This is a genomic window from Loktanella salsilacus, assembly GCF_024206795.1.
Lineage (GTDB): Bacteria > Pseudomonadota > Alphaproteobacteria > Rhodobacterales > Rhodobacteraceae > Loktanella > Loktanella salsilacus.
In genome coordinates this window covers 3,302,353-3,324,222 of record NZ_CP072994.1, presented here as the reverse complement: position 1 = coordinate 3,324,222, position 21,870 = coordinate 3,302,353, and the positions used below count along the sequence as shown (strand labels likewise).

The following is a 21,870-nucleotide window of genomic DNA, read 5'->3' as shown; positions in this document are numbered from 1 at the left end:
GGCGCTTTTGCGCCCGCATCATGCCTACCCATCCACGACACCTTTTATACGGGAGAGGACATATGTCCCCCAAGACGCTTTACGATAAAATCTGGGATGCACACGTCGCCCATGAAGCCGAAGACGGCACCTGCCTTTTGTACATCGACCGCCATCTGGTCCACGAAGTGACCAGCCCGCAGGCCTTTGAAGGTCTGCGCATGACGGGTCGCACCGTGCACGATCCGGCCAAGACCATCGCCGTACCAGACCATAACGTGCCGACCACGCTGGATCGCGCCAATGCGGCCACGATGACCGAAGACAGCCGCATTCAGGTTGAGGCGCTTGATACCAACGCCAAAGAATTCGGCATCCACTATTACCCTGTGTCTGACGTCCGTCAGGGCATCGTGCACATCGTCGGCCCAGAGCAAGGCTGGACCTTGCCCGGCATGACCGTTGTTTGCGGTGACAGCCACACGGCGACTCACGGTGCATTCGGCTCTCTGGCCCACGGTATCGGCACGTCGGAAGTGGAACACGTGCTGGCCACCCAGACGCTGATCCAGAAGAAGTCCAAGAACATGAAGGTCGAGATCACGGGCAAGCTGCGCCCGGGCGTCACGGCCAAGGACATCACCATGTCCGTCATCGGCGTCACCGGCACCGCTGGCGGCACCGGCTATGTCATCGAATATTGCGGCGAAGCGATCCGCGATCTGTCGATGGAAGGCCGCATGACCGTCTGCAACATGGCGATTGAAGGCGGCGCGCGCGCTGGCCTGATCGCGCCGGACGAAAAGACCTATGCCTATTGTAACGGTCGCCCGCACGCCCCCAAGGGCGCGCAGTGGGAAGCCGCGCTGACATGGTGGAAGACGCTTTACTCCGATGACGACGCGCATTGGGACAAGGTTGTCACGCTGAAGGGCGAAGACATCGCGCCGTCCGTCACTTGGGGCACTTCGCCCGAAGACGTGCTGCCGATCACGGCAACCGTGCCTGCCGCCAGCGACTTTAAGGGTGGCAAGGTCGATGCAGCCCAGCGATCCATCGAGTATATGGGCCTGACAGCGGGCATGCCGCTGACCGATATCAAGATCGACACCGTGTTCATCGGGTCCTGCACCAACGGCCGCATCGAAGACCTGCGCGCCGCTGCTGCGATCCTGAAGGGCAAGAAAATCGCCGTGACCCGCGCAATGGTCGTGCCGGGTTCGGGTCTGGTCCGTGCGCAGGCTGAAGAAGAAGGTCTGGCGCAGATCTTTATCGATGCTGGCTTTGAATGGCGCATGGCGGGTTGTTCCATGTGTCTGGCGATGAACCCCGACCAGTTGGCGCCGGGCGAGCGTTGCGCAGCGACGTCCAACCGCAACTTTGAAGGCCGTCAGGGCCGGGGTGGTCGCACCCACCTGATGTCACCTGCGATGGCTGCTGCCGCCGCGATCACTGGCCACCTCACTGACGTTCGGGAGATGATGTAATGGATAAGTTCGACAAACTGAGCGGCATCGCGGCCCCTCTGCCCCTGATCAACATCGACACCGATATGATCATCCCCAAGCAGTTCCTGAAGACCATCAAACGGTCTGGCTTGGGCGTGAACCTGTTCGACGAGATGCGCTATGACGACGACCGCAACGAAATCCCGACCTTCGTGCTGAACAAGCCGCAGTACCGGGATGCGGAAATCCTTGTGGCGGGCGACAACTTTGGTTGCGGATCGTCGCGGGAACATGCGCCTTGGGCGATCAAGGATTTTGGCATCCGCTGCGTGATCGCTCCCAGCTATGCCGACATCTTTTACAGCAACTGCTTTAAGAACGGCATCCTGCCAATTGCGCTGCCGCAAGAGCAGGTCGATGTGCTGATGAAGGACGCCGAGAAAGGGTCCAACGCCCGGATCGAAGTTGATCTGGAAGCGCAAACCATCACGTCGTCCGATGGCGAAGTGTTCAATTTCGAAGTCGACAGCTTTAAAAAGCATTGCCTGATGAACGGCTTGGACGACATCGGCCTGACCTTGGAAAAGGCCGCCTCGATCGAATCTTTCGAAGCGCAGGCTGCGACGGCCCGTCCCTGGGTCTAAGACCCGCCAAAGATTTTAGCACTGCCATATGGGGCCGGAGCGATCCAGCCCCATATTTTGTGCCCGCTTCTAGCCTGCCCAAAGTTAAACCAGAAAAGGTTGCAAAGCCGCACCACCCTCGCCGCAAAAATGCCATGCATATTTACCGATAATTAACAGGTAGTTGCGAAGTGATCTGAATCGGGGCAAAATAATGGCAATAAAGAGGCAGCCCGCGACACAATCACGGGGAAAGAACGGGACAAAGTTGCGGCATCGTATCGCAGCTGCCCGGGCAGAGGACGTTATGGCAGTACATTCGACCCTCCCGGCAGCGGGAATGCGGGCGCTTTGCGTGGTCGCGCTCATATCCCTTCCATCAATATTGCTGCCTATGCAAAGCCAGGATGGCCTACAGATCGTTGCCCTTGTCGCGATTTTTGCCGCTATCTTTACCTTTGTTGAATATTCCGTCGCTAGTCCCAGCTTTATCGAATTTCGCAGTGCGCCCCCGTTCAACCGGCTGCGGTTTATCGCGCTGTTTACCACTGTGCTGGTGCTGTCGCTAATCATGCGCGGGTTCGAGGCACCGTCAACCCTGACACGGCTAATGCAGTTGATGGGTGAACGCATTGGCGGATCGCTGGATTTCCCGTTTTCGCCTGTGCGCTTGATGGTATTAATGATGCCCGAAGGCACGGAAAGCCGCGTGCTTTACCTGATCTCGATCACCGCCGGGTTGGCCTATCTGGTGTCGCTGCTGTCCATCGCCACCTTTGGTGTGCTGCTGCGGTTTCATCATTGGCCCCGGCGTAGCGGTTCGTTCAATGTTTGGGTGAACCTGCCGATGTTCGACCCCACAACTGGCGGCGACGTCGTGAAGCGGCTGAACCGCGATAGCCAAATCAATCTGATCCTTGGCTTTTTGCTGCCCTTCGTATTTCCTGCGCTGGGTAAGGCGGTGTCGCTTCTTTTCACGCCGATTGTCGTGAACGACCCGCAAACTTTGATCTGGATGGTTGCCGCATGGGCCTTTCTTCCGGCGAGTCTGTTGATGCGGGGCATTGCCTTGTCGCGTGTGGCGCAGATGATCCACGTGCAGCGCAAGCGCGAATACGCCCGCGCTGCGGCAGAGGGTTTGTTGCCGGTCTGATCTTCGCTTTGCTGGCCGGACAGGTCAGCGCACAAGACATTCGCATCGCCACCTTTGCCGCGCCTTTGGGGCGCAAGGGCCCCGGCCTGTTGCTGCGCGATCTGGGCCGGGCGGACGATCAGATTGATGCGGTTGCTGCCATTGTGGCGCAAGTTGCCCCCGACATTTTGCTTTTGACCGATGTCGATTACGACCGGGACGGGCTTGCGATGCAGGCCTTGGCGGACCGGATGGGGTTTGCGCATAGCTTTGCATTGCTGCCGAACGCGGGCAGGGCGACCGGACTTGATCTGGATGGCAATGGGCGCGTGGGCGAGGCGCGCGATGCGCAGGGGTACGGCCTATTCAGCGGCGATAGCGGCATGGCTTTGCTGTCGCGCTGGCCGATTAATGCGGATGCCGTACAGGATTTGTCACCACTGCTGTGGCGCGATCTGCCTTGGGCGACGCTGCCGAACGGTCAGGTGTGGACCGATGAAATCGCAAACATTCAGCGGCTGTCCACGACGGGGCATTGGATCGTGCCAGTGCAAACGCCGGATGGTCCCGTCACCGCCATGGCCTTTTCCGCGACGCCGCCGGTGTTTGACGGGCCAGAGGATCGCAATGAGTTGCGCAATCGGGACGAGCTGCTGCTGTGGGCGCATGCGCTGGACGGTGATTTCGGCCCTTCGCCGCAGGATTATGTCATTGCGGGCAATGCCAACCTTGACCCAGTGGATGGCGACGGCCGACGGGACGCGATGGCTAGAATGCTGGCCGATCCGCGCCTGACGGACCCCCTGCCCCGCAGCAGCGGCGGTCTTGCGGCGGCTGACACGGATCATTCCGGCGATCCGGCGCTGGATACAGCCGATTGGCCCGACGGCGCGCCGGGGAACCTGCGGGTGAGCTATGTGCTGCCTGCAGCGACGTGGACTGTGACGGGATCGGGTGTGTTTTGGCCCCCACCCGATGACCCGAATGCCAAGATAGCAGAGGCCGCTGGCCCGCACCGGCTGGTCTGGGTCGACCTGCGCCGATAGGGTGCGGCTTGAAACCGCACCGCCTTGGCGTTACGCGGTGTCAACCCGTTTGCAGCCAAGGACGTATCCCATGTCGAATCCAACCCTTCTGATCCTCGCCGGCGACGGCATCGGCCCTGAAGTCATGAACGAAGTGAAGCGCATCATCACCTGGTATGGTGACAAGCGCGACATGCCGTTTGATATCTCAGAAGACCTCGTCGGCGGCTGCGCCTATGACAAGCACGGCACGCCGCTGCACGACGACACCATGGCGAAGGCGCAAGAAGTCGACGCCGTGCTGCTGGGCGCTGTTGGCGGCCCCAAGTACGACGATCTGGATTTCAGCGTAAAGCCAGAGCGTGGCCTGTTGCGCCTGCGCAAGGAAATGGACCTGTTTTCCAACCTGCGCCCGGCGCAGTGCTTTGACGCGCTGGCGGACTTTTCGTCGCTGAAGCGCGACATCGTGGCCGGCCTTGATATCATGATCGTGCGCGAACTGACCTCTGGCGTTTATTTCGGCGAACCGCGCGGTATCCACCTCGAGGGTAACGAGCGCGTCGGCATCAACACCCAGCGCTACACCGAGTCCGAGATTGCCCGCGTTGCGCGGTCTGCGTTTGAGCTGGCACGTCGCCGCAGCAATCGTGTGTGCTCTATGGAAAAGGCCAACGTGATGGAATCCGGCGTGCTGTGGCGGCAGGTCGTGACCGAGATCCACGAGAAGGAATACGCGGACGTCGAACTGTCGCACATGTACGCCGACAACGGCGCGATGCAGCTGGTGCGGAACCCCAAGCAGTTCGACGTCATCGTGACCGACAACCTGTTTGGCGACTTGCTGTCCGACGCGGCTGCAATGCTGACAGGCTCGCTGGGGATGCTGCCATCCGCTTCGCTGGGTCTGCCGATGGCGAATGGTCGCCCAAAAGCGCTGTACGAGCCGGTACACGGTTCCGCCCCCGACATCACAGGTCAGGGCAAAGCGAACCCGATTGCCTGCATCCTAAGCTTTGCCATGGCGCTGCGTTACAGCTTTGACGCTGGCGCAGAAGCGGATCGTCTGGAAGCGGCCGTAGAGCAGGTGCTGGCTGACGGTGCCCGCACCGCTGATTTGCTGGGGCCAGAGGGCGGTTCGCCCATCAGCACCACGCAAATGGGCGATGCAATTCTGGCGGCCCTGGACGCCAGCCTGTAATTTAGCGCTGAAATAAACGGCAGGGCGGCAAAGATCGCCGCCCTGCTTTAAGACCGTCTTGACCTTCTGCGGTGCAGGGTCGACCAAGGTTGCGTTCAGATATTGCAGCCGAACAAGGACTCACCCATGTCATCTAACGCCCGCGGCGCCCTGCTCGCCCTGCTTGCCTTTGGTATTTTCGCGACGCACGACGTCTTTATTAAGGTGCTGGGCGGCAGCTATTCCCCGATCCAGATCGTGTTCTTTTCCGTATTGCTGGCGTTTCCCTTAGCGACAGTATCACTGATGCGAGACGCGACACCGGGCACGCTGCTGCCAAAGCATCCGTGGTGGATGCTGGTGCGCACGCTGGCGGCTGTTGTGACCGGGTTCTGCGCGTTTTACGCCTTTACCGTGCTGCCGCTGGCGCAGGTTTACGCGATCTTATTCGCGTCCCCTTTGCTAATCACGATCTTGGCCGTGCCGCTGTTGGGCGAAACTGTGCGTCTGCGCAGGGGGCTGGCGGTTATCGTGGGACTGGTTGGCGTTTTGGTCGTCCTACGGCCCGGCAGCACCCAGCTAGAGCTGGGTCATGCGGCGGCACTGGTGTCGGCGATTGGTGGATCGCTGGGGTCGATTATCGTGCGCAAAATTGGCGCCGATGAACGGCCCGTCGTCCTGATGCTGTTCCCGATGCTGGGCAACTTTGTCGTCATGGGCATCGCGCTGGTGTTCGTTTACGAGCCAATGCCGATTGCGCATATCGGGATGCTTGCGGTGATTTCTGTCTTTGCCTTTATCGCGGGCCTGCTGGTGATCGCGGCCTATAAATCCGGCGAGGCGGTGATTGTCGCGCCAATGCAATACAGTCAGATCCTATGGGCCACGGCCTATGGCATGTTGTTCTTTGGCGAAACGCCTGACGGTGCCACAGTGCTGGGCGCGAGCATCATCATCGCCTCTGGCCTGTATATCGTTCTGCGCGAGAGCCGGTCGACCGAAAGCGGCACACCGGTACTGCGCACACGCGCTAGGTTCGAGACAGGGACGTTCCTGCGCCCCCGTCCAAGAGAGATGGACAAAACCGCAGCAGAGCCGCGGATCGTGCCGCAATCTGCGCCTTCTGCTGCCGCCCGGCCGCATCTGCGCGGCCTGCCAGGACGCGTGCCGCCAGTGGCAGAACCACGCCGAAAAGACAGCGAATAGTTACTTGGCAAACGCTTTAGCCAGCGTTATGACGCCGCCACGGTCGGGCTGTAGCGCAGCCTGGTAGCGCACCTGCTTCGGGAGCAGGGGGTCGGAGGTTCGAATCCTCTCAGCCCGACCATATATCCGCCTTGTAGATTGCAGAGATATTTTGCCTTTGGGATCAGGCTTCTGACCTAATAGCACCGCGCTCAGTGCATGCTAATATGATGCCTCACCTCACTGCGAAAAGGCCCGCGATCGGGACGAATGGCTCGATGGCTAGGTCGTCACCACGTTCCGCGAGGCACAAATCCTGATTGAACTACTGCAGTATGATTAGGCCACACTGCGCTTTCGACTACTGTCTGCCAGCGCCGAAAAGCATCTTCCCGATAGACCGACGACTGACCATGCATTAACGATCGAACCGGACCACTCGATGGGGGCACTCTACGTGCAAAGGCACACTGCCCTAGGCCAAACCCCGGATCACAAGGATCCGGCATTCGCTAAATCTCATCATCTCGATCAGATTTCCCTCAGCCATCTTGCTGAGAAAATTCTACGCCTGCACCCACTCGGTTTTGGGGCGGATTACCGGCCTACGTAAAAATCGACGCAATCTCTTTCTCACTCAGCAGTTTCCACTGACCGGGCACCATACCTTCAGGCAGTGAAAGACCGCCCAAACGTTCGCGGTGCAGTTCGGCGACGTGGTTGCCCGTGGCGGCAAACATACGGCGCACCTGATGGTATCGGCCTTCGGTGACACTGAGCAGAGCCTCGGTCTGTGAAACAATCTCTAATTCGGCAGGTGCCAGCGGCTTTTCCTCACTATCCAGCATCAAATGACCCGAGGCGAAAATCTCGCCTTCTGTGCCGCAGAGCGGGCGAGCCAGTTTGACGCGGTAGGTCTTTCTGATGTGACGTTTAGGGCTGATGATCCGATGCAATAGGTCCCCATCATCCGTCAGCAACAAAAGGCCGGACGTCTGCTTGTCCAAACGCCCGATGGTCGAGATCGCCGGATTACGAAGTTTCCATCGCTTAGGCAGGATATCATAAACCAATGCGCCTTCTTCCTTGTGGGAACAGGTCATACCCAAAGGTTTGTTCAAAAGAATGACCATCCCTGCGACAGGATCGAGTGCCTCGCCGTCGATCACGAAGCGGGTCGGTAAATCTGGAGTGACAGGAATGCGCAGGTTAACGTCCGACAGCTCAACTCCGTCTAGGATGATACCGCCAACCTTTGCCAGTCGCGCCATTTCCTTGCGAGAGCCATAGCCCATGGAGGACAGAAGCTTGTCGATGCGGGACGTTGGATTTCTAGCCATTTGTTTTTATTCCTAAGTAAGGTCTGATACCCGCGGTGTGGCTAGATTGGCTCTTGATCCATTATACAAGGATCTCTTCATGACATTTCAGACAGGTTTCAAAAACGACCGTTTTCAAACACTCGGCAAGGTCTGCTAAGCGGACTTTCCTGCCATTCGCTGCGGACGCGAGAACCTGGCTGGCGCTGCCGCGGCGGGACACTATCCTGGGCGGAAAGTGTGAATGCGCTGCGGCTGCAAACGGGCCAGGCCCCGTCGATGGAAGCTTACTTCCGCATGGCGCACAATTCGGGCTATCACCTGCTTCGCCACATGACTGCATCGACCCCTTCTTTATAAGCATCAGAGTATCGGATGCTGCACCTGCATACAGCAACTGCCAGCCTTTTTCGAACGGTCGACAGGACCGCTGTCCGAAGATTGGGTATCGCCAGAGCGAAAAATTGCGGCAATTCATGTCATCGCAGCCGGACCGACTTTCCTTCGCCCGGGATATCCAGTTTTTGATCAGAACCGTTGTCACCCCCGAGGAACTCTGGAGCAAAGCAACTTCCAAATCCGCATCCGGTCGAGCCAGAGATCGCGGGGCGTGCGGAAGAGCTCTATCCTAATCTACATCCCCTCATGCCCCTTGGCGGGCAGCGCGATGTAGGTTCCGAGCAAGCGGTCCCACCCCGGCAGGTTGAAGCCATAGTTCGAATTGGTCCCGCGCGGATCGACGGAATGTTAGACGCGGTGCGTGTCGGGTGTGACGACGAAAAGCCGCTGCACGCGGTCCGAAGTTGTCCCGTCGTTGCTATAGATGAGATGACAAAACCGGACGCCCATCTTCTCGCCATTCTGGCAGACCGCCTTCGAGGCGCCTTGCGCTGAAGCCGTGCTTGCGAAGGGCCGCGACAGCTTGGTGCGCATAGACGCAATAGGGCCCTCTGCAATAGGCTATGATTTCGGCGGACTTATCCAGCTCCGGCATGATCTGCTCGAGTTCCGTCAGCGTCGTATTGAGCGCGCCTGGAATATGACCTGCCGCAAATTCATCTGCGGGGCGGACGTCGAGAACGGTCACCGACCCTTCAGCGATCCGGGCGGCGAGGTCCGCGCGGCTTACGGCCTCGGGAGCGTCCTCGCCCCCTGAGAGGCCGCGCAGGATGCGCTCGACCTGCGCGAGGTTCCGTTCGGCAACGATGCGCAAAAGGTCCATCAGCTCGAGCGTCTTCGCGTCGGTCAACCGATAGATCACTGCCTTGCCGTCGCGGCGGCTGGTGACCAGCGCCGCGCGGCGCAGTTGCTGCAAGTGCTGCGAACAGTTGGCGATGTTGAGGCCAGTCTTTTCCGCAAGCGCTTCCACCCCGCGCTCCCCTTGCGCCAGTTGTTCCAACAGCGAGAGCCGCGCCGGCGCGGACAGAGCGCGTGCGACGAGGGCGTATTCCTCCAGCAGGGCGGTCTTGGGACTGATTGACACCGGTTGTCTCCCACTATTATATCATTCAAGCGATAACTTGAATTATAGCGAATCTATCGCGCCCGACAAGCCCAAAGGCCCGCATCCATGTCAGAGACAATCCTTGCCGCCGAAGCGACGATCCGCCTTTCGATTTTTCTTGGCGTGCTGGCGGCAATGGCGCTTTGGGAAGTTGCAGCGCCCCGGCGTCGCCGGGAAATCCCTCGGGTGATCCGCTGGACGAACAACCTGGCGCTCGTCGTGGTCGACACGATCATCCTGCGGCTTTCGTTTCCCGTCATTGCGGTCGGGCTTGCGGTGGTCGCCGAGGATCGTGGCTGGGGCCTGTTCAACAACATCGACGCCCCGCTCTGGGTGGCCGTCGTCGTCTCGATGCTGCTGCTGGATCTCGCGATCTACCTCCAGCACGTGATGTTCCATGCGGTGCCGGGCCTCTGGCGGCTGCACCGAATGCACCACGCCGATCTCGATTTCGACGCCACGACCGGCTTGCGCTTTCACCCGGTGGAAATCGTGATCTCCATGGGGATCAAGCTGGCGATGGTCGCGGCGCTTGGCCCGCCCGCTGTCGCGGTGCTGCTGTTCGAGGTGATCCTGAACGCCACCGCGCTCTTCAACCACGCCAATATCGACCTGCCGCGCCCGGTAGACCGTGTGCTTCGCCTCTTCGTGGTGACGCCGGACATGCACCGTGTCCACCATTCCATCGACCCGCACGAGACCAATTCGAACTATGGCTTCAACCTGCCTTGGTGGGACTGGCTTCTGGGCACCTACATCGCCCAGCCCGCCAAGGGCCATGAGGGGATGGCGATTGGGATAGAGCAGTTCCGCACGCCCCGCGATCTCTGGCTTGACCGGATGTTGATCCAGCCCCTGCGCGGCCCGGCATCGGGCCATGCGCTCGATCCGCGGAACACGACAAAGGAGCCCACTGAATGACCGCAAGCAAATTTACGCGCGGCATCCGCGAGAACCGGGTTCAGGTCGCGCATCAACTGATCCAGGTTATGCTGGTGGGTTTCGCGATCGGCATGACCCGCACCGTTATCCCAGCACTGGCCGAGAGCGAATTTGGGCTCGAGCGCGGCTCGTTCCTCTTGCTCGCCTCCTTCGTCGTGGCCTTCGGCGCGGTGAAGGCGGTGATGAACTTCGTCGCCGGGCGCTGGTCGGAGCGGGTCGGGCGCAAGCGGGTGCTCTTCTGGGGTTGGGTCGTGGCGCTGCCGATCCCGGTGATGATCTGGTATGCGCCGGACTGGAACTGGATCGTCGCGGCGACCGTGCTTCTGGGTGTCAATCAGGGCCTCTGTTGGTCGATGACGCAGACCGCGAAACTCGACATCACCAAGGCCGAGGAACGCGGGCTCACCATGGGGCTGAACGAATTCGCCGGCTATGTGGGCGTGGCGATCGCTGGCGTCCTGACGGCCTATGCCGCCGAATGGCTGGGGGCACGTGTTGGCTTGCTGGTTTTCGGGATGGCTGTCGTGATCCTCGCGCTGGTCCTGACGGTGGTCTGGGTCAAGGACACGCTCCCTTGGGCCAAGGCCGAAACCGCCGCGCACAAGGCCGCACCGCCGAAATCCCTGCCGCGCTATCCGCAGGGCGTGTCCGATCATCCCACAACGGGCGAAGTCTTTGCCCTGATGACCTGGCGCGACCGCCGCCTGTTCGCGATCAGCCAGGCGGGGCTTGTCGAGAAGTTCGTCGATGCGCTGGTCTGGGCTCTGTTCCCGGTCTTTCTGGTGGGCCAAGGTGCCAGCCTGACCGAGGTGGGCTGGATCGTCGGCACCTATGGGTTCGTCTGGGGCGGCTCGCAGCTGTTCACCGGGCGGATGTCGGATCATGTTGGCCGGTTTTGGCCCAACGTGCTTGGCATGTGGATCAGCGGCGCGGGGGTGGCGATGGTGGTCATGGGCACGGGCGCGCTCTGGTGGTCGGTCTCGGCGGGCGTGGCGGGCTTTGGCATGGCGCTGCTCTACCCGAACCTCTCGGCGGCCGTGGCTGACATCACGCCTCCCGCTTGGCGCGGCTCGGCCATCGGCATCTACCGTTTCTGGCGCGATCTGGGCTACGCCATCGGCGCGCTTGGCCTCGGACTCGCCGCGAGCCTGACGGGGGCGGCAGAGGCCGCCTTCTGGTTCGTCGCGATCTCGATGTTCGTGTCCGGTGCCGTGTTGTTCTGGCTTGGTGAGGAAACCCACCCGCGGCTGAACCCCGCCAAGTCGGAGACAGCTGATGCGTAACGCCTCGACCCGCCGTCTTGGTCTGCTGTCGATCCTGCTGGGATTCGTTTCCCTCGCGCTTCTTGCGGTCGCGGTCTGGGGCTTCCGGTCGGGAGGATGGCCCTGGCCGCAGGCCTATGACCTTGCCGGCTGGGCAGCCTGGGCAGCGGGTGCCGGCGTAGTCGCAGCACTGGTCGGGTTGGTAGTCGGGCTTCGCCGCAGGCAGGGCGGCGCCGGTGCGGTCCTGTTGGGGCTGATCCTGTCGCTGCCCGTCGCGGGCCTCGGCGCTGCCTTCGAGATCGCTGCCCGCACCACGCCGCCGATCAACGACATCTCGACCGACACCGAAGACCCGCCCGTGTTCTGGTTCACCGCCACGCCCAGCGACTACCCGGCGCAGACCGCCGAGTCGCAGCAAGTAGCTTACCCACAGGTGCGCCCGCTGGACCTGCCGCTGCCCGTTGACGACGCCTTCGTTTCGGCGCTCGCCCTCGTGGAAGAGCGCGGCTGGGTGGTGCTGTCGGCCGACCCCGCAGAGAGCCAGATCGAGGCTATCGCGCGCAGTCGCCTGTTTGGCTTTGAGGACGAGGCCGCGATCCGTGTCACCGAGGCTGACACCGGCACTCGTATCGACATGCGCTCGCGCTCGCGCTTGGGCCAGATCGACCGCGGCGCCAATGCCCGGCGCATCGAATCCTTCCTCGCCGATCTCGAAACACGCGCCCCGAACTGAGGACCACCCATGAAACACCTGATCCTTCTGAACGACCCGCCCTATGGCACCGAGCGCAGCTTCAACGGCCTGCGCATGGCCCATGCGCTGGCCAAGAACGATCCCGAGGCAAACATCACCGTCTTCCTGATGGCGGACGCGGTGCTGTGCGCCAAGGCCGGGCAAAAGACGCCGGACGGGTTCTACAACCTTGAACGGATGCTTCGCAGTGTCCTGTCCGCCAAGGAGCGCGTGCTGATGTGCGGCACCTGCATGGATGCGCGCGGCCTTGCCGAGGGCGACATGATGGAAGGGCCGAAACGGTCCACAATGGACGAGCTCGCGCAGGCCACGCTCGCCGCCGACAAGGTGATGGTGTTCTGATGGCGGTGCTGCTGACGCTCGCCGCCCTTGTGGCCGATCCTGATCGCTTCCAACTTATCGACGTCTGGGATGCCGAAGATTACGTCGCCGTTAAGGTCAGGGGAGCCGTGCATATCCCGCTGGCAGACCTCGAAGGCCGGGCGGGTGAACTGCCTGCTGGCAAAACACCCGCGAAGATCTGCGGCAAGGGCGGCGGGCGATCCGCCGAGGGAGCGGAGATGCTGAACAAGCTTGGCCACCGGGACGCCGTCTGGCTCGAAGGCGGCACGAACGGCTGGTGCGCGCAGAACACCTGAACACCAAAAAAACCGGAATAGAGGAGACCCCCGGATGACCCTGAAACACCTATTTTTTGCGACGACCGTCGCGCTCGGGCTGCACGCGGTGCCCGCTCTTGCGCAGGACGCGGCCGTCGAGGCCATGCAGGAATACCTGATGTTCTCGGACTACGAGGCCGGCATCATCCTGCCCCAGCAACTCGACCAGACCGTGTTCGAGACTGCGCTCTTCGTCGACACCCGCGACGCGGGCCAGTTCGAGGAAGGCACGATCCCCGACGCCGTCAACATCGAGTGGCGCGAAGTTCTCGACCGGATCAACGAGATCCCTGAGGATCGCATGACCATCCTCTTCTGCAATACCGGCAGCCTGTCGGCCCAAGCGGCCTTCGCGCTGCGCGTGGCTGGGCGTTCGAACGTCGTTGTCATGCAGACCGGTTTCACCGGATGGCAGCGGGATGCAGCCTATAAACCTTGATCGGTTATCCACGTTGCGGCAGCAGGATCGTTGCGCTGCCGATCAGACATATTGCAAATCCGGTCAGGTCCCAGCGGTCTGGCCGGTTTCCTTCGACCAGCCACATCCAGATCATGGACGCGGCGATATAGATCCCGCCATAGGCCGCATAGGTGCGACCTGCGATGTCGCTCTCGGCGCGGGTCAGAACCCAGGCGAAGAAGGCAAGGCTTGCAAGCCCGGGCATCAGCCAGAGCGCCGACTTGTCGAGCCGCACCCAGGCCCAGACTACGAAACATCCCGCGATCTCAGTAATCGCTGCCGCAATGAACCAAAGATAAATCATCCATTCGCCCCTTTCCGGCGCCGCGCAAGCTCGCGATAGAGCGCCTCGCGTGCAATCCAAAGTGAATATCCGCAAAGCGTAGCAAAGCAGGCGGATATGCAGCTGCGGCCCATTTGCGCTTTGTCCGCGGACCGACGAGTAATCCGCCAAAATGCTGCGACCTGCACGAATGGCCGTTTCGATGGGCCGCACCGCAACATTCGGGATGGTTGCTGGATGGCAGGTCAGGGCCGATTGCGACATCCGCGACCATACTGCAACTGCGAAGCGTGTTTTGAGTAGCGAAGTCAGTATGGGCTCCAACCGGACCTTCGCCGCTCACGGCCCTAATGACCCCTAAGCAGACGAAGCAGACTTTGGCTTGGGGCGAAAAATCCGGCGGTAGGTCAACACTGTATCAAGTGTTGCGGGCCAAGATCACGCGTTCGCCACCAATATTTGGACGCGGTTTATGCGTCAGGCTGCACGTTTTCCTGCGTTTCAATATCGGCCAAACGTTGTTCCAGAAACAGCGCATCCGGCGCGGTTGGTGCCATTGCGATGGCGCGGCGATAGGCCTGCGCCGCAGCAAACTTGTCACCTGTCATACCTAACATCGCAGCGCGGGCTGCGTGCCAAGGCTGATAGTCCCGAAGCTGCTCCTCGAGCCCCTCTATAATTGCCAAACCATGCGTTGGATCACCGGCCTCGGCGATGGCGACAGCTGCGTTCAGGCTGACAATCGGCGTTGGCTCGTGGCACCAAAGTGCAAAATAGAGGGCCGCAATTTGCGGCCAATCAGGTCCGGGTTCAGCCATGTGGCAGTCCGCTATGGCGGCTTTTATTTGGTATGGCCCGGGTTGCAGGCGTTCCATGGCACGCGCAAGGATTGCGCGACCCTCGGCAACGCGAGAGGCGTCCCATAAGCTTCGGTTTTGCATACGAGGTGGAAGGCTTATCCCATCGACGCCAATCCGTGCCCGCCGCCGCGCGGCGGTCAGTAGCATCATCGCCAGTGCACCTTCGATTTCAGGATCGTCTGGCCGTAGTTGATCAATCAGCCGCATTAGAAATTCGGCCTCGCGGCACAGATCGCGCGATTCATCCGTCGGGGCCAGATAGCCCGTGGTAAAGATCAGATAAACTGTCGTCAGCACGGATTCGAGGCGTGATGGCCAAAGGTCAGCCTCTGGGATTGCAAAGGGGATGCCAGCGACAGCGATCTTGGCTTTCGCACGGCTAAGGCGTTGTCCCATCGTCGGCTCTGTATCAAGAAAAGCGCGGGCAATTTCGGCGGTTGTCAAGCCGCAGACACTGCGCAGCGTCAGCGCCACGCGCGACTTCAGCTCAAGCGCTGGGTGACAGCAAGCAAAGATCAGGCGCAAGCGCTGATCGGGTATAGTCTCGGACTGAGGGGCCTCCTCATCCGGGATCAGGACCGCCAAAGCGCGGGTCTTTTGCGCCTCTCTTGTGGTCCCGCGCAGGCGGTCGATGGCCTTTCGCCGTGCCACTTGCAGCAACCAGCCCTGCGGCGATCTGGGCAACCCGGACCGCCCCCAATGCGCCAGGGCCGAGATCGCGGCCTCTTGTAATACCTCCTCGGCTAACGAAATATCGCGCAGTCCTGCGGCCAGGGCGGCCAAAAGCCGCCCTCGGTCTGACCGCATGACACGGTCAAGGTCCTTTGCTACTGTGATGGCGCTGACAGCGCCGGGGGCGGGATTGACCATGCTCTTAGCCTGCGGGGTTGTAATCCATCACGGGGCGCACTTCGATCGTGCCGAAATGCGCCGACGGGATTAGGGCCGCATAGGTCAACGCGGCATCCAGATCAGGCACATCAATCACATAGTACCCACCCAAATGTTCGCGCGTTTCTGCAAATGGACCATCCATCGTTTCCACTTTTCCCGACTTGATACGCAAAGTCGTGGCAGTTTCGACACCTTGCAGCCCGTCGCCAGACCGCAGGACGCCATCGGCTTTCATGCGTTCATTCACAACGAAATAGCCGTCCATCATCTGTTTGAACGCAGGTGTTCCATGGGCTGGTTCCAGCACGGGATTATTGTAGATCAAAAGCATGTATTGCATGGAATTTCTCTTATTCTGTCAGTCAAAAAATGTGGGTGGCGATGCATATCATGGCAGTCACAGCGGCAAGCAGGTTGGTGCCATTGCCGACGTAACGCAGTATGTGCCCTGCGTTGTCGGGCTTAAGCCCGAACGGGTGCGAGACACGTCCAACAAGAAGCAATCCGCCCGAAATATGCAGCCAAACAGGGAATGCGCCCATACCTTCGGCCAGCATCATTAAGATAAGAACGAAGGTCGACCACTCTGCTGCATTTCCATGCTGGCGGATACGTTGCAACAAGTCGGCATTGCCACCATCGCCAAACGACACGCCCGTGGCCGCTCGGGTTGAAGAAACGCGAAGCCAGAGGATCAGATAAATCGCCGCGACAGGTAGTGCGTAGATTGGGGTAATCGCGAAAACCATCACAACTCCTTTCTATATGAGGGTTCGATACCCCAAGGACGTCTGATGATTGCAGATTTCGACATGGTTGAGAAAAAAATTCTGTGGCCGTTCGCTACAGTCAACACGCAGCGCGAAACGCGGGCGTTGGCAACGATCTGCACCAAGGTCTACTTTGCGGAAAATGAGCATGCGCGATGCAAAATACGTTGGCACCGAAGGTAAGCAACGTGCAGCAGATCGCCGCGAAAGTGCTGTTACAAGACACCTTGAAAGGTAAATTCCCGCTGCAGTCGACACCAAATCGCAAGCTTTTATGGAACTTCCCCGCGCGGGGACGTGTTCACCCTTCAATATGAAGGAGTATAAATCATGAGCGGCGAAACAAACGACAGCACCACCGGCAACGGTAAAGCAGTTGACGCAAACGAGCGTCAGAAGAACCGGCCAGAGGGTGCGGATCATATCCCCCTCAAGGACGACAAGCCCGAAGAGAAGTAATGCAAAGGCCGCCCGAATGGGGCGGCCTTTTCGTTTAGTGGGTCTCTTTGAAAGCGGCCTGCGCCTCGGGCGTGGCTTCGGTCTGGTGCTTTGCCTGCCACTCTTCGAACGGCATGCCATAGAACGCCTCTCGTCCCTCTGCCTTGGTCATTTCGATCCCGCGCTCGTTCGCGGCCTCTTGGTACCAGCGCGACAGGCAGTTGCGACAAAAGCCCGCCAAGTTCATCATGTCGATGTTCTGTGCGTCAGGGCGGTCCTGCATCAGGTGCTGCTGCAGACGGCGAAAGGCGGCGGCTTCTAGTTCTAGTTTGGTTTGATCGTCCATCGTAACTCTCCTTCAAAGGCCGGTGTCGGCCAGAACCTGTTGTAAAAGCGGGGCAAGGCGTGCGGCCCAGTCGGCTTGGCCTTGCGGTGTTTCAATCAAATCGTGGCGCACCTCAATCAGCAGGTTGGGGCGGCCGTGTTTCAGCGCGTGTCGGTCGATACTATCGCCGGGCAGGTGGCCGGAATAGGGCTGATTGTCGCCTGTCGTCCAACCCTGCGCACGGCAAGCGGCGATAAAGGGCCCTGCCAAGCGCGCGTCGGCGGCATAAAGCACGCCGACTTCCCATGGGCGGGGCGGGCGACCCTTAAGCTGCGGCGTAAAACTGTGGATAGCGCAGATGACAGGGGCCGCGCGCTGCGCCGCAAGGTCCGCGATCGCAGCATGATAAGGGCGGTGCAGCCGGTCAAGGCGTGCTTCTTTTTCCGCATCACCTGCGCGGGCGTTGGCAGGGATGACTGTGCCGTCATAAAGCTTCATCAACAGCGTCGGATCAAGCTCTCCCCTATTGGGGTCGATGACCAGCCGGGAAAACCGAGAAGCGATCACCGGGGAATTCAGTGCTTCGCCAATCCCTTGCGCGACGCCCAAGGCGCCAACGTCGTAGGCGATGTGACGATTCATGTCAGCGGCAGGCAAGCCCAGATCGCCGCCATTGACCCAATCAGGCACCGCATTGCTGGCATGATCGACGGTCACCAGCCACCGGCCAGAGCGAACCGCACCGCTTATTTCATAGGCAGTTTTCAGCATGTCACCTGTCATTCTTTCTTCACCGCATTTAGAATAGTTGTGGCAGGAATGGAATTAAGCAATAAGGGCCACGAAAACGGCGTTACCGCTAACACCGTGCAGCCCACCGTAAAAGGGACCCAATTTCGATGAAACGTAATCGTCACGTCAAGATCGTTGCCACCCTCGGCCCGGCATCCAATACATATGAGATGATCCGCAAGCTGCACGAGGCAGGCGCCGATGTATTTCGCCTGAACATGTCGCACGGCAGCCACGAAGAAATTCGCGTGCGCCACGCCATGATCCGCCAGGTCGAAGAAGACCTTGGCAGCCCGATCTGCATTCTGGCCGACCTTCAGGGGCCAAAGCTGCGCGTTGGCGTGTTCAAGAACGGCGAAGAAATGCTGGAAGTCGGCGCGTCCTTCCGTCTGGACCTGAACGATGACGAAGGCGACGTGAACCGCGTTAAGCTGCCCCACAAAGAGATTTTCGATGCGCTAGAGCCGGGTGCCCACCTGCTGGTGAACGATGGTAAAATCAAGCTGCGCGTCAAGGCATGCGGCGCTGATTTCGCCGATTGCGAAGTGATCGTTGGCGGCATGATTTCCAACCGCAAGGGCGTGAACGTACCTGACGTGATCCTGCCGCTTGCCGCGCTGTCGGACAAGGACCGCAAGGATCTGGAATTCGTGTGCGAGCTGGGCGTTGACTGGCTGGCGCTGTCCTTTGTCCAGCGTGCCGCTGACGTCGAAGAGGCCCGCGCCCTGTGCAAAGGCCGCGCTGCGATCCTGTCCAAGATTGAAAAGCCAAACGCCGTCAAAGTCTTTGACGAGATTTTGGCTGTCAGCGACGGCATCATGGTTGCCCGTGGCGACCTGGGTGTTGAGCTGCCTGTGCAGAACGTGCCGCCGATCCAGAAGCAGCTGGTGCGCAAGTGCCGCGCGGCTGCCAAGCCGGTGATCGTTGCAACGCAGATGCTGGAATCGATGATCGATTCGCCGATGCCGACACGGGCCGAAGTCTCTGACGTGGCGACTGCGATCTACGAAGGTGCCGACGCGATCATGCTGTCCGCCGAATCCGCTGCCGGATCGTTCCCGATCGAAGCCGTGCAGACGATGGACAACGTCGCGCAAGAGGTCGAGGCCGATCCGACCTATACCGAAATTATCGAAAGCAGCCGTAAAGCACAGCGCAACACGGTCGCCGACGGTATTGTGGCCGCGGCGCGCGAAATCGCAGAAGCTGCGCATATCGCTGCGATCTGCTGCTTTTCGCAAAGCGGCGTGACCGCCCTACTGGTCGCGCGCGAACGCCCCCGCGTGCCAATTCTGGCGCTAACCAACGAAATCCGGACCGCCCGTCGGTTGTGCCTGACATGGGGCACAAATTGCGTACTGTCCGGTCCCGTCGATCGGTTCAAGGATGCTGTGATCGCAGCTGTGCGCGCTGCAAAAGCTGAAAACATGGCGACTGAGGACGATATGATCGTCATCACCGCTGGTGTGCCGTTCAACACGCCCGGCTCGACGAACATCCTTAGGGTTGCGCCATGCGCTGAGCGCTTGATTTATCAGTCTGAATCGGAATAACGTTAGCCGATATTTAATGGTCTAGGGCGCAATTATGGATACCGACGTAATTTTTGTTGTCGGCTTCTTTATCATTGTGCTTGCGATCCCTGCGATCGTCAGTGCCTTTATGGACAGCAGGGTGCCTCGCGCACCCATGCTGACCATTCTAATCGGCTCGGTCATGATCGCCTATGCTGTCCGCGAACGACCCGGCGCTTATGGCTATGATACGGTGCCCGATGTGATTGTCCGCGTATTCGCTGACTTTACACGCTAACGACTTGCCAAGAAACCAAAGCGGGCCTACAAGGCCCGCTCAACCCGCGCGTCCGGCCAAGTTGGCATGCCGAGTCGCACGTTCACCGCTACCCCAGAGGAGACGGAAATGCCGAAGATGAAGACAAAATCGAGCTGCAAAAAGCGGTTCAGCATGACTGCCAGTGGCAAAGTCAAAGCAGGTCAGGCCGGCAAGCGCCATGGCATGATCAAGCGCACTACCAAATTCATTCGTGACGCACGCGGCACGACCCTTTTGTCAGCTCCTGATGCGAAGATCATCAAGAGCATGATGCCCTACGCACGTTAAGGAGAATTTGATATGCGCGTTAAAGGTGGTACCGTCACGCACCGTCGTCACAAGAAAGTTCTCGACGCTGCAAAAGGTTATTTCGACCGTCGCTCTAAGACCTTCAAGGTCGCCAAGCAGGCCGTCGACAAAGCGAACCAGTATGCAACCCGCGACCGGCACAATCGCAAGCGGAATTTCCGCAGCCTTTGGATCCAGCGGATCAACGCAGGTGTGCGTTCGGTTGACGAAGCGATGACCTATTCCCGCTTCATCAACGGTCTGTCCCTGGCCGGCATCGAAGTCGACCGTAAGGTTCTGGCCGATCTGGCCGTGCACGAGCCTGCTGCGTTCGAAGCAATCGTGAACAAAGCCAAAGCTGCACTGGCTTAAGCAACGCTTTTTTCCAATCTACAGGAAGGCCGCCCTTGGGCGGCCTTTTTGCTTGGCGATTCGCATCCCTACTACTGCCATCGTGGAAACACCCCCTTTAAGGGCGTGCATTTCAGGGTAAATGGACCCGAATGGGGTTTTTCCAGATCAACGCTTCTGCAAATTGGACTACTTTTCCCGTAGGGGACTGGCATCCAATCATATGTTTTTAAAAGATTAACTGAAATTTACACACTAATTGCTGCACATATGACCGAAGTTTGACCTTGGCAAATCGATCCCAAAAACCCCCAATGTCTGCAGGGTCAGAGTAGATCACGGCACCAGAGGTGCGCAGATTTCCAGAGAAAGGAGACGATCATGGGGTCCATCAGCATCACTGTTCGCGCCTTCAACGGAAGTCTTGCAGACCTTCAAGGTGGGAATCTCAATAAAATTGTATTCAGCGATATAGGTCCTCCGATTGCCGCGACCATCAATACAACCGATGGAACACTGAATTCAGGTGCCCCCGCTACATTCGCCCGCGATGGCAGCGGCCAGACGGATGCGTTGACCTACATCGGCTCTGGGACAATTTTTAAGCGGGGCATTGGAAACATCCCCCTGTTTAGCAAAGGGATTTCGGCCTTTGAGGTAGATGACCAAGTCTACTTTTACACGCCGGACGGATTGCCTCCGTTAAGCGCGGTCACGGCCAGCGTTATTATTTCTGCAGATACGCCGTTAAAGCTGGACGGATTCGTCCCCGGCTTCGCGTCTGGCACTCGCATCGTGACTCGACGCGGAAACGTATTGGTCGAAGACATCAGGCCGGGCGAGGTTGTCCTCGATACCTCTGGGCATCCGCACGCGGTATTGTGGGCCGGATCGACAACGATCAACCTGACCTCGCTTTGTGATGACCAATACCAGAGGCTCGTTCCCGTCAGGATCAGGGCCGACGTCACCAGAGAGTTCGCGCCATTTGACGATCTTATCGTGCCACAACAGAACCGCGTTCAACTACGGCACCCCATGACAGAAACCCTATTCAAAAACGCTGACTGCTTCGCGCCTGCCGTGACGCTTGTCGGCCATATGGCTGAATTCGCGATGGGTATGGAAACTGTGACCTACCACCATCTTCACTGCGCTAAACACCTCACGCTGCTGGCCAACGGGGTCGAAGCAGAAAACTTGTTTATCGGTGACGCCATGCGACCAGCGCGGCAAGACGCGATTGGCTTGGGCTTTGCGCAGTCCGAAGCTTTTGCCAGCCAACCGAACGACGAAACAGCGCGTCTGACTGCGCACATCATCGCCGGGCCGCACAAAGGCCGTCGGGTTCCGATCCGGCCAACGGCCTACGCGGGAAAAGGTGCCTATCAGCGCCCGGTGCAACGCAAATGGGAAAATTCGCCATACCCATACCAAGAACGCTGCCTTGATCCTGCCAAGCCAACTTGACCTCCTCCTCATCCTCTGGTCGCCTTTTTCGGCACCATCGGTCTTGCCCGCAGGCCGCGATCTTGCGCCGAGGGGCACTTGGCGTTAGCACCAAGCC

Annotated in this window: 27 protein-coding genes, 1 tRNA gene and 1 pseudogene; 20 read left to right on the top strand and 9 right to left on the bottom strand. The window is 59.7% G+C overall.

Going from position 1 to position 21,870, the window contains the following annotated elements; translation table 11 throughout:
* Positions 1-62: 62 nt before the first annotated feature.
* From leuC to KBW81_RS16070, 7 genes are all read left to right on the top strand, one after another.
* Complete coding sequence (gene leuC / locus KBW81_RS16100; protein ID WP_090188474.1) at positions 63-1,466, top strand: 3-isopropylmalate dehydratase large subunit; 1,404 nt, start codon at positions 63-65, stop codon at positions 1,464-1,466.
* Positions 1,466-2,071, top strand: a complete 606-nt coding sequence (gene leuD / locus KBW81_RS16095; protein ID WP_254247876.1) for a 3-isopropylmalate dehydratase small subunit — start codon at positions 1,466-1,468, stop codon at positions 2,069-2,071. The genes leuC and leuD overlap by 1 nt, the downstream gene beginning before the upstream one ends.
* Positions 2,072-2,444: 373 nt before the next feature.
* Entirely contained in the window at positions 2,445-3,203 is a 759-nt protein-coding gene (locus KBW81_RS16090) for a hypothetical protein (protein WP_254247875.1), read from the top strand.
* Between the two features lie 8 nt (positions 3,204-3,211).
* On the top strand, positions 3,212-4,228 hold the full coding sequence (locus KBW81_RS16085) for an endonuclease/exonuclease/phosphatase family protein (protein ID WP_254247874.1): 1,017 nt from the start codon (positions 3,212-3,214) through the stop codon (positions 4,226-4,228).
* Positions 4,229-4,298: 70 nt separating this feature from the next.
* Positions 4,299-5,405: a 3-isopropylmalate dehydrogenase gene (gene leuB, locus KBW81_RS16080; protein WP_090188481.1), complete on the top strand. Its 1,107-nt coding sequence runs from the start codon at positions 4,299-4,301 to the stop codon at positions 5,403-5,405.
* A 126-nt stretch (positions 5,406-5,531) separates the two neighbouring features.
* Positions 5,532-6,590, top strand: a complete 1,059-nt coding sequence (locus tag KBW81_RS16075) for a DMT family transporter (protein WP_090188484.1) — start codon at positions 5,532-5,534, stop codon at positions 6,588-6,590.
* Between the two features lie 44 nt (positions 6,591-6,634).
* Positions 6,635-6,711 (top strand) — tRNA-Pro (locus KBW81_RS16070).
* Between the two features lie 463 nt (positions 6,712-7,174).
* On the opposite strand, the gene KBW81_RS16065 is transcribed toward KBW81_RS16070, so the two are convergent.
* From KBW81_RS16065 to KBW81_RS16055, 3 genes and pseudogenes are all read right to left on the bottom strand, one after another.
* On the bottom strand, positions 7,175-7,840 hold the full coding sequence (locus KBW81_RS16065; protein ID WP_254247873.1) for a pseudouridine synthase: 666 nt from the start codon (positions 7,838-7,840) through the stop codon (positions 7,175-7,177).
* 588 nt (positions 7,841-8,428) lie between these two features.
* Positions 8,429-8,686: pseudogene (locus KBW81_RS18840) on the bottom strand (sterol desaturase family protein); the annotation flags it as partial.
* A 19-nt stretch (positions 8,687-8,705) separates the two neighbouring features.
* Entirely contained in the window at positions 8,706-9,371 is a 666-nt protein-coding gene (locus tag KBW81_RS16055; protein WP_254247872.1) for an ArsR/SmtB family transcription factor, read from the bottom strand.
* A gap of 87 nt (positions 9,372-9,458) precedes the next feature.
* Between KBW81_RS16055 and KBW81_RS16050 the strand changes: the two genes are divergently transcribed.
* The 6 genes from KBW81_RS16050 to KBW81_RS16025 are packed head-to-tail and all read left to right on the top strand — an operon-like array spanning position 9,459 to position 13,448.
* On the top strand, positions 9,459-10,313 hold the full coding sequence (locus KBW81_RS16050) for a sterol desaturase family protein (RefSeq protein ID WP_254247871.1): 855 nt from the start codon (positions 9,459-9,461) through the stop codon (positions 10,311-10,313).
* Positions 10,310-11,617: an MFS transporter gene (locus KBW81_RS16045; protein WP_254247870.1), complete on the top strand. Its 1,308-nt coding sequence runs from the start codon at positions 10,310-10,312 to the stop codon at positions 11,615-11,617. The genes KBW81_RS16050 and KBW81_RS16045 overlap by 4 nt, the downstream gene beginning before the upstream one ends.
* Complete coding sequence (locus KBW81_RS16040; RefSeq protein ID WP_254247869.1) at positions 11,610-12,329, top strand: DUF1499 domain-containing protein; 720 nt, start codon at positions 11,610-11,612, stop codon at positions 12,327-12,329. Before KBW81_RS16045 ends, KBW81_RS16040 begins: the two co-directional genes overlap by 8 nt.
* A gap of 9 nt (positions 12,330-12,338) precedes the next feature.
* Positions 12,339-12,692 (top strand): DsrE/DsrF/TusD sulfur relay family protein, encoded by a 354-nt coding sequence (locus KBW81_RS16035; RefSeq protein WP_254247868.1) that lies wholly within the window; start codon positions 12,339-12,341, stop codon positions 12,690-12,692.
* Complete coding sequence (locus KBW81_RS16030; RefSeq protein WP_254247867.1) at positions 12,692-12,988, top strand: rhodanese-like domain-containing protein; 297 nt, start codon at positions 12,692-12,694, stop codon at positions 12,986-12,988. The genes KBW81_RS16035 and KBW81_RS16030 overlap by 1 nt, the downstream gene beginning before the upstream one ends.
* 34 nt (positions 12,989-13,022) lie before the next feature.
* Positions 13,023-13,448 (top strand): rhodanese-like domain-containing protein, encoded by a 426-nt coding sequence (locus KBW81_RS16025; RefSeq protein WP_254247866.1) that lies wholly within the window; start codon positions 13,023-13,025, stop codon positions 13,446-13,448.
* Between the two features lie 4 nt (positions 13,449-13,452).
* Here the strand turns inward: KBW81_RS16025 and KBW81_RS16020 are convergent, their stop codons facing one another.
* The 4 genes from KBW81_RS16020 to KBW81_RS16005 all read right to left on the bottom strand — a co-directional run bounded on the left by KBW81_RS16020 (position 13,453) and on the right by KBW81_RS16005 (position 16,255).
* Positions 13,453-13,773, bottom strand: a complete 321-nt coding sequence (locus tag KBW81_RS16020; RefSeq protein WP_254247865.1) for a YnfA family protein — start codon at positions 13,771-13,773, stop codon at positions 13,453-13,455.
* Between the two features lie 449 nt (positions 13,774-14,222).
* Positions 14,223-15,482 carry an RNA polymerase sigma factor gene (locus KBW81_RS16015; RefSeq protein WP_254247864.1) on the bottom strand — a complete coding sequence of 420 codons (1,260 nt, stop codon included), beginning with the start codon at positions 15,480-15,482 and terminating at the stop codon, positions 14,223-14,225.
* A gap of 4 nt (positions 15,483-15,486) precedes the next feature.
* A complete protein-coding gene (locus KBW81_RS16010; protein WP_254247863.1) occupies positions 15,487-15,846 on the bottom strand; it encodes a YciI family protein in 360 nt (119 codons plus the stop codon).
* Positions 15,847-15,868: 22 nt separating this feature from the next.
* On the bottom strand, positions 15,869-16,255 hold the full coding sequence (locus KBW81_RS16005; protein WP_254247862.1) for an MAPEG family protein: 387 nt from the start codon (positions 16,253-16,255) through the stop codon (positions 15,869-15,871).
* Between the two features lie 45 nt (positions 16,256-16,300).
* On the opposite strand from KBW81_RS16005, the gene KBW81_RS16000 reads away from it, so the two are divergent.
* Positions 16,301-16,459, top strand: coding sequence for a hypothetical protein (locus KBW81_RS16000; RefSeq protein ID WP_254247861.1), 159 nt, complete (start codon positions 16,301-16,303; stop codon positions 16,457-16,459).
* A 147-nt stretch (positions 16,460-16,606) separates the two neighbouring features.
* Complete coding sequence (locus KBW81_RS18770; protein ID WP_281245321.1) at positions 16,607-16,735, top strand: hypothetical protein; 129 nt, start codon at positions 16,607-16,609, stop codon at positions 16,733-16,735.
* A 34-nt stretch (positions 16,736-16,769) separates the two neighbouring features.
* Here the strand turns inward: KBW81_RS18770 and KBW81_RS15995 are convergent, their stop codons facing one another.
* Both KBW81_RS15995 and KBW81_RS15990 read right to left on the bottom strand, forming a co-directional pair.
* Positions 16,770-17,060: a DUF1244 domain-containing protein gene (locus KBW81_RS15995; protein WP_254247860.1), complete on the bottom strand. Its 291-nt coding sequence runs from the start codon at positions 17,058-17,060 to the stop codon at positions 16,770-16,772.
* A 12-nt stretch (positions 17,061-17,072) separates the two neighbouring features.
* Positions 17,073-17,810, bottom strand: coding sequence for an N-formylglutamate amidohydrolase (locus KBW81_RS15990; RefSeq protein WP_254247859.1), 738 nt, complete (start codon positions 17,808-17,810; stop codon positions 17,073-17,075).
* Between the two features lie 128 nt (positions 17,811-17,938).
* Between KBW81_RS15990 and pyk the strand changes: the two genes are divergently transcribed.
* The 5 genes from pyk (at position 17,939) to KBW81_RS15965 (ending at position 21,773) form a co-directional block, all read left to right on the top strand.
* Positions 17,939-19,384 carry a pyruvate kinase gene (gene pyk, locus KBW81_RS15985; RefSeq protein WP_090188502.1) on the top strand — a complete coding sequence of 482 codons (1,446 nt, stop codon included), beginning with the start codon at positions 17,939-17,941 and terminating at the stop codon, positions 19,382-19,384.
* A 34-nt stretch (positions 19,385-19,418) separates the two neighbouring features.
* Positions 19,419-19,643, top strand: coding sequence for a hypothetical protein (locus KBW81_RS15980; RefSeq protein ID WP_090188505.1), 225 nt, complete (start codon positions 19,419-19,421; stop codon positions 19,641-19,643).
* Positions 19,644-19,751: 108 nt separating this feature from the next.
* On the top strand, positions 19,752-19,952 hold the full coding sequence (gene rpmI, locus KBW81_RS15975; protein ID WP_090188508.1) for a 50S ribosomal protein L35: 201 nt from the start codon (positions 19,752-19,754) through the stop codon (positions 19,950-19,952).
* A gap of 12 nt (positions 19,953-19,964) precedes the next feature.
* Positions 19,965-20,324, top strand: coding sequence for a 50S ribosomal protein L20 (rplT, locus tag KBW81_RS15970; RefSeq protein WP_090188510.1), 360 nt, complete (start codon positions 19,965-19,967; stop codon positions 20,322-20,324).
* A gap of 360 nt (positions 20,325-20,684) precedes the next feature.
* Positions 20,685-21,773 (top strand): Hint domain-containing protein, encoded by a 1,089-nt coding sequence (locus KBW81_RS15965; protein ID WP_254247858.1) that lies wholly within the window; start codon positions 20,685-20,687, stop codon positions 21,771-21,773.
* The last annotated feature ends 97 nt before the right edge of the window (positions 21,774-21,870 follow it).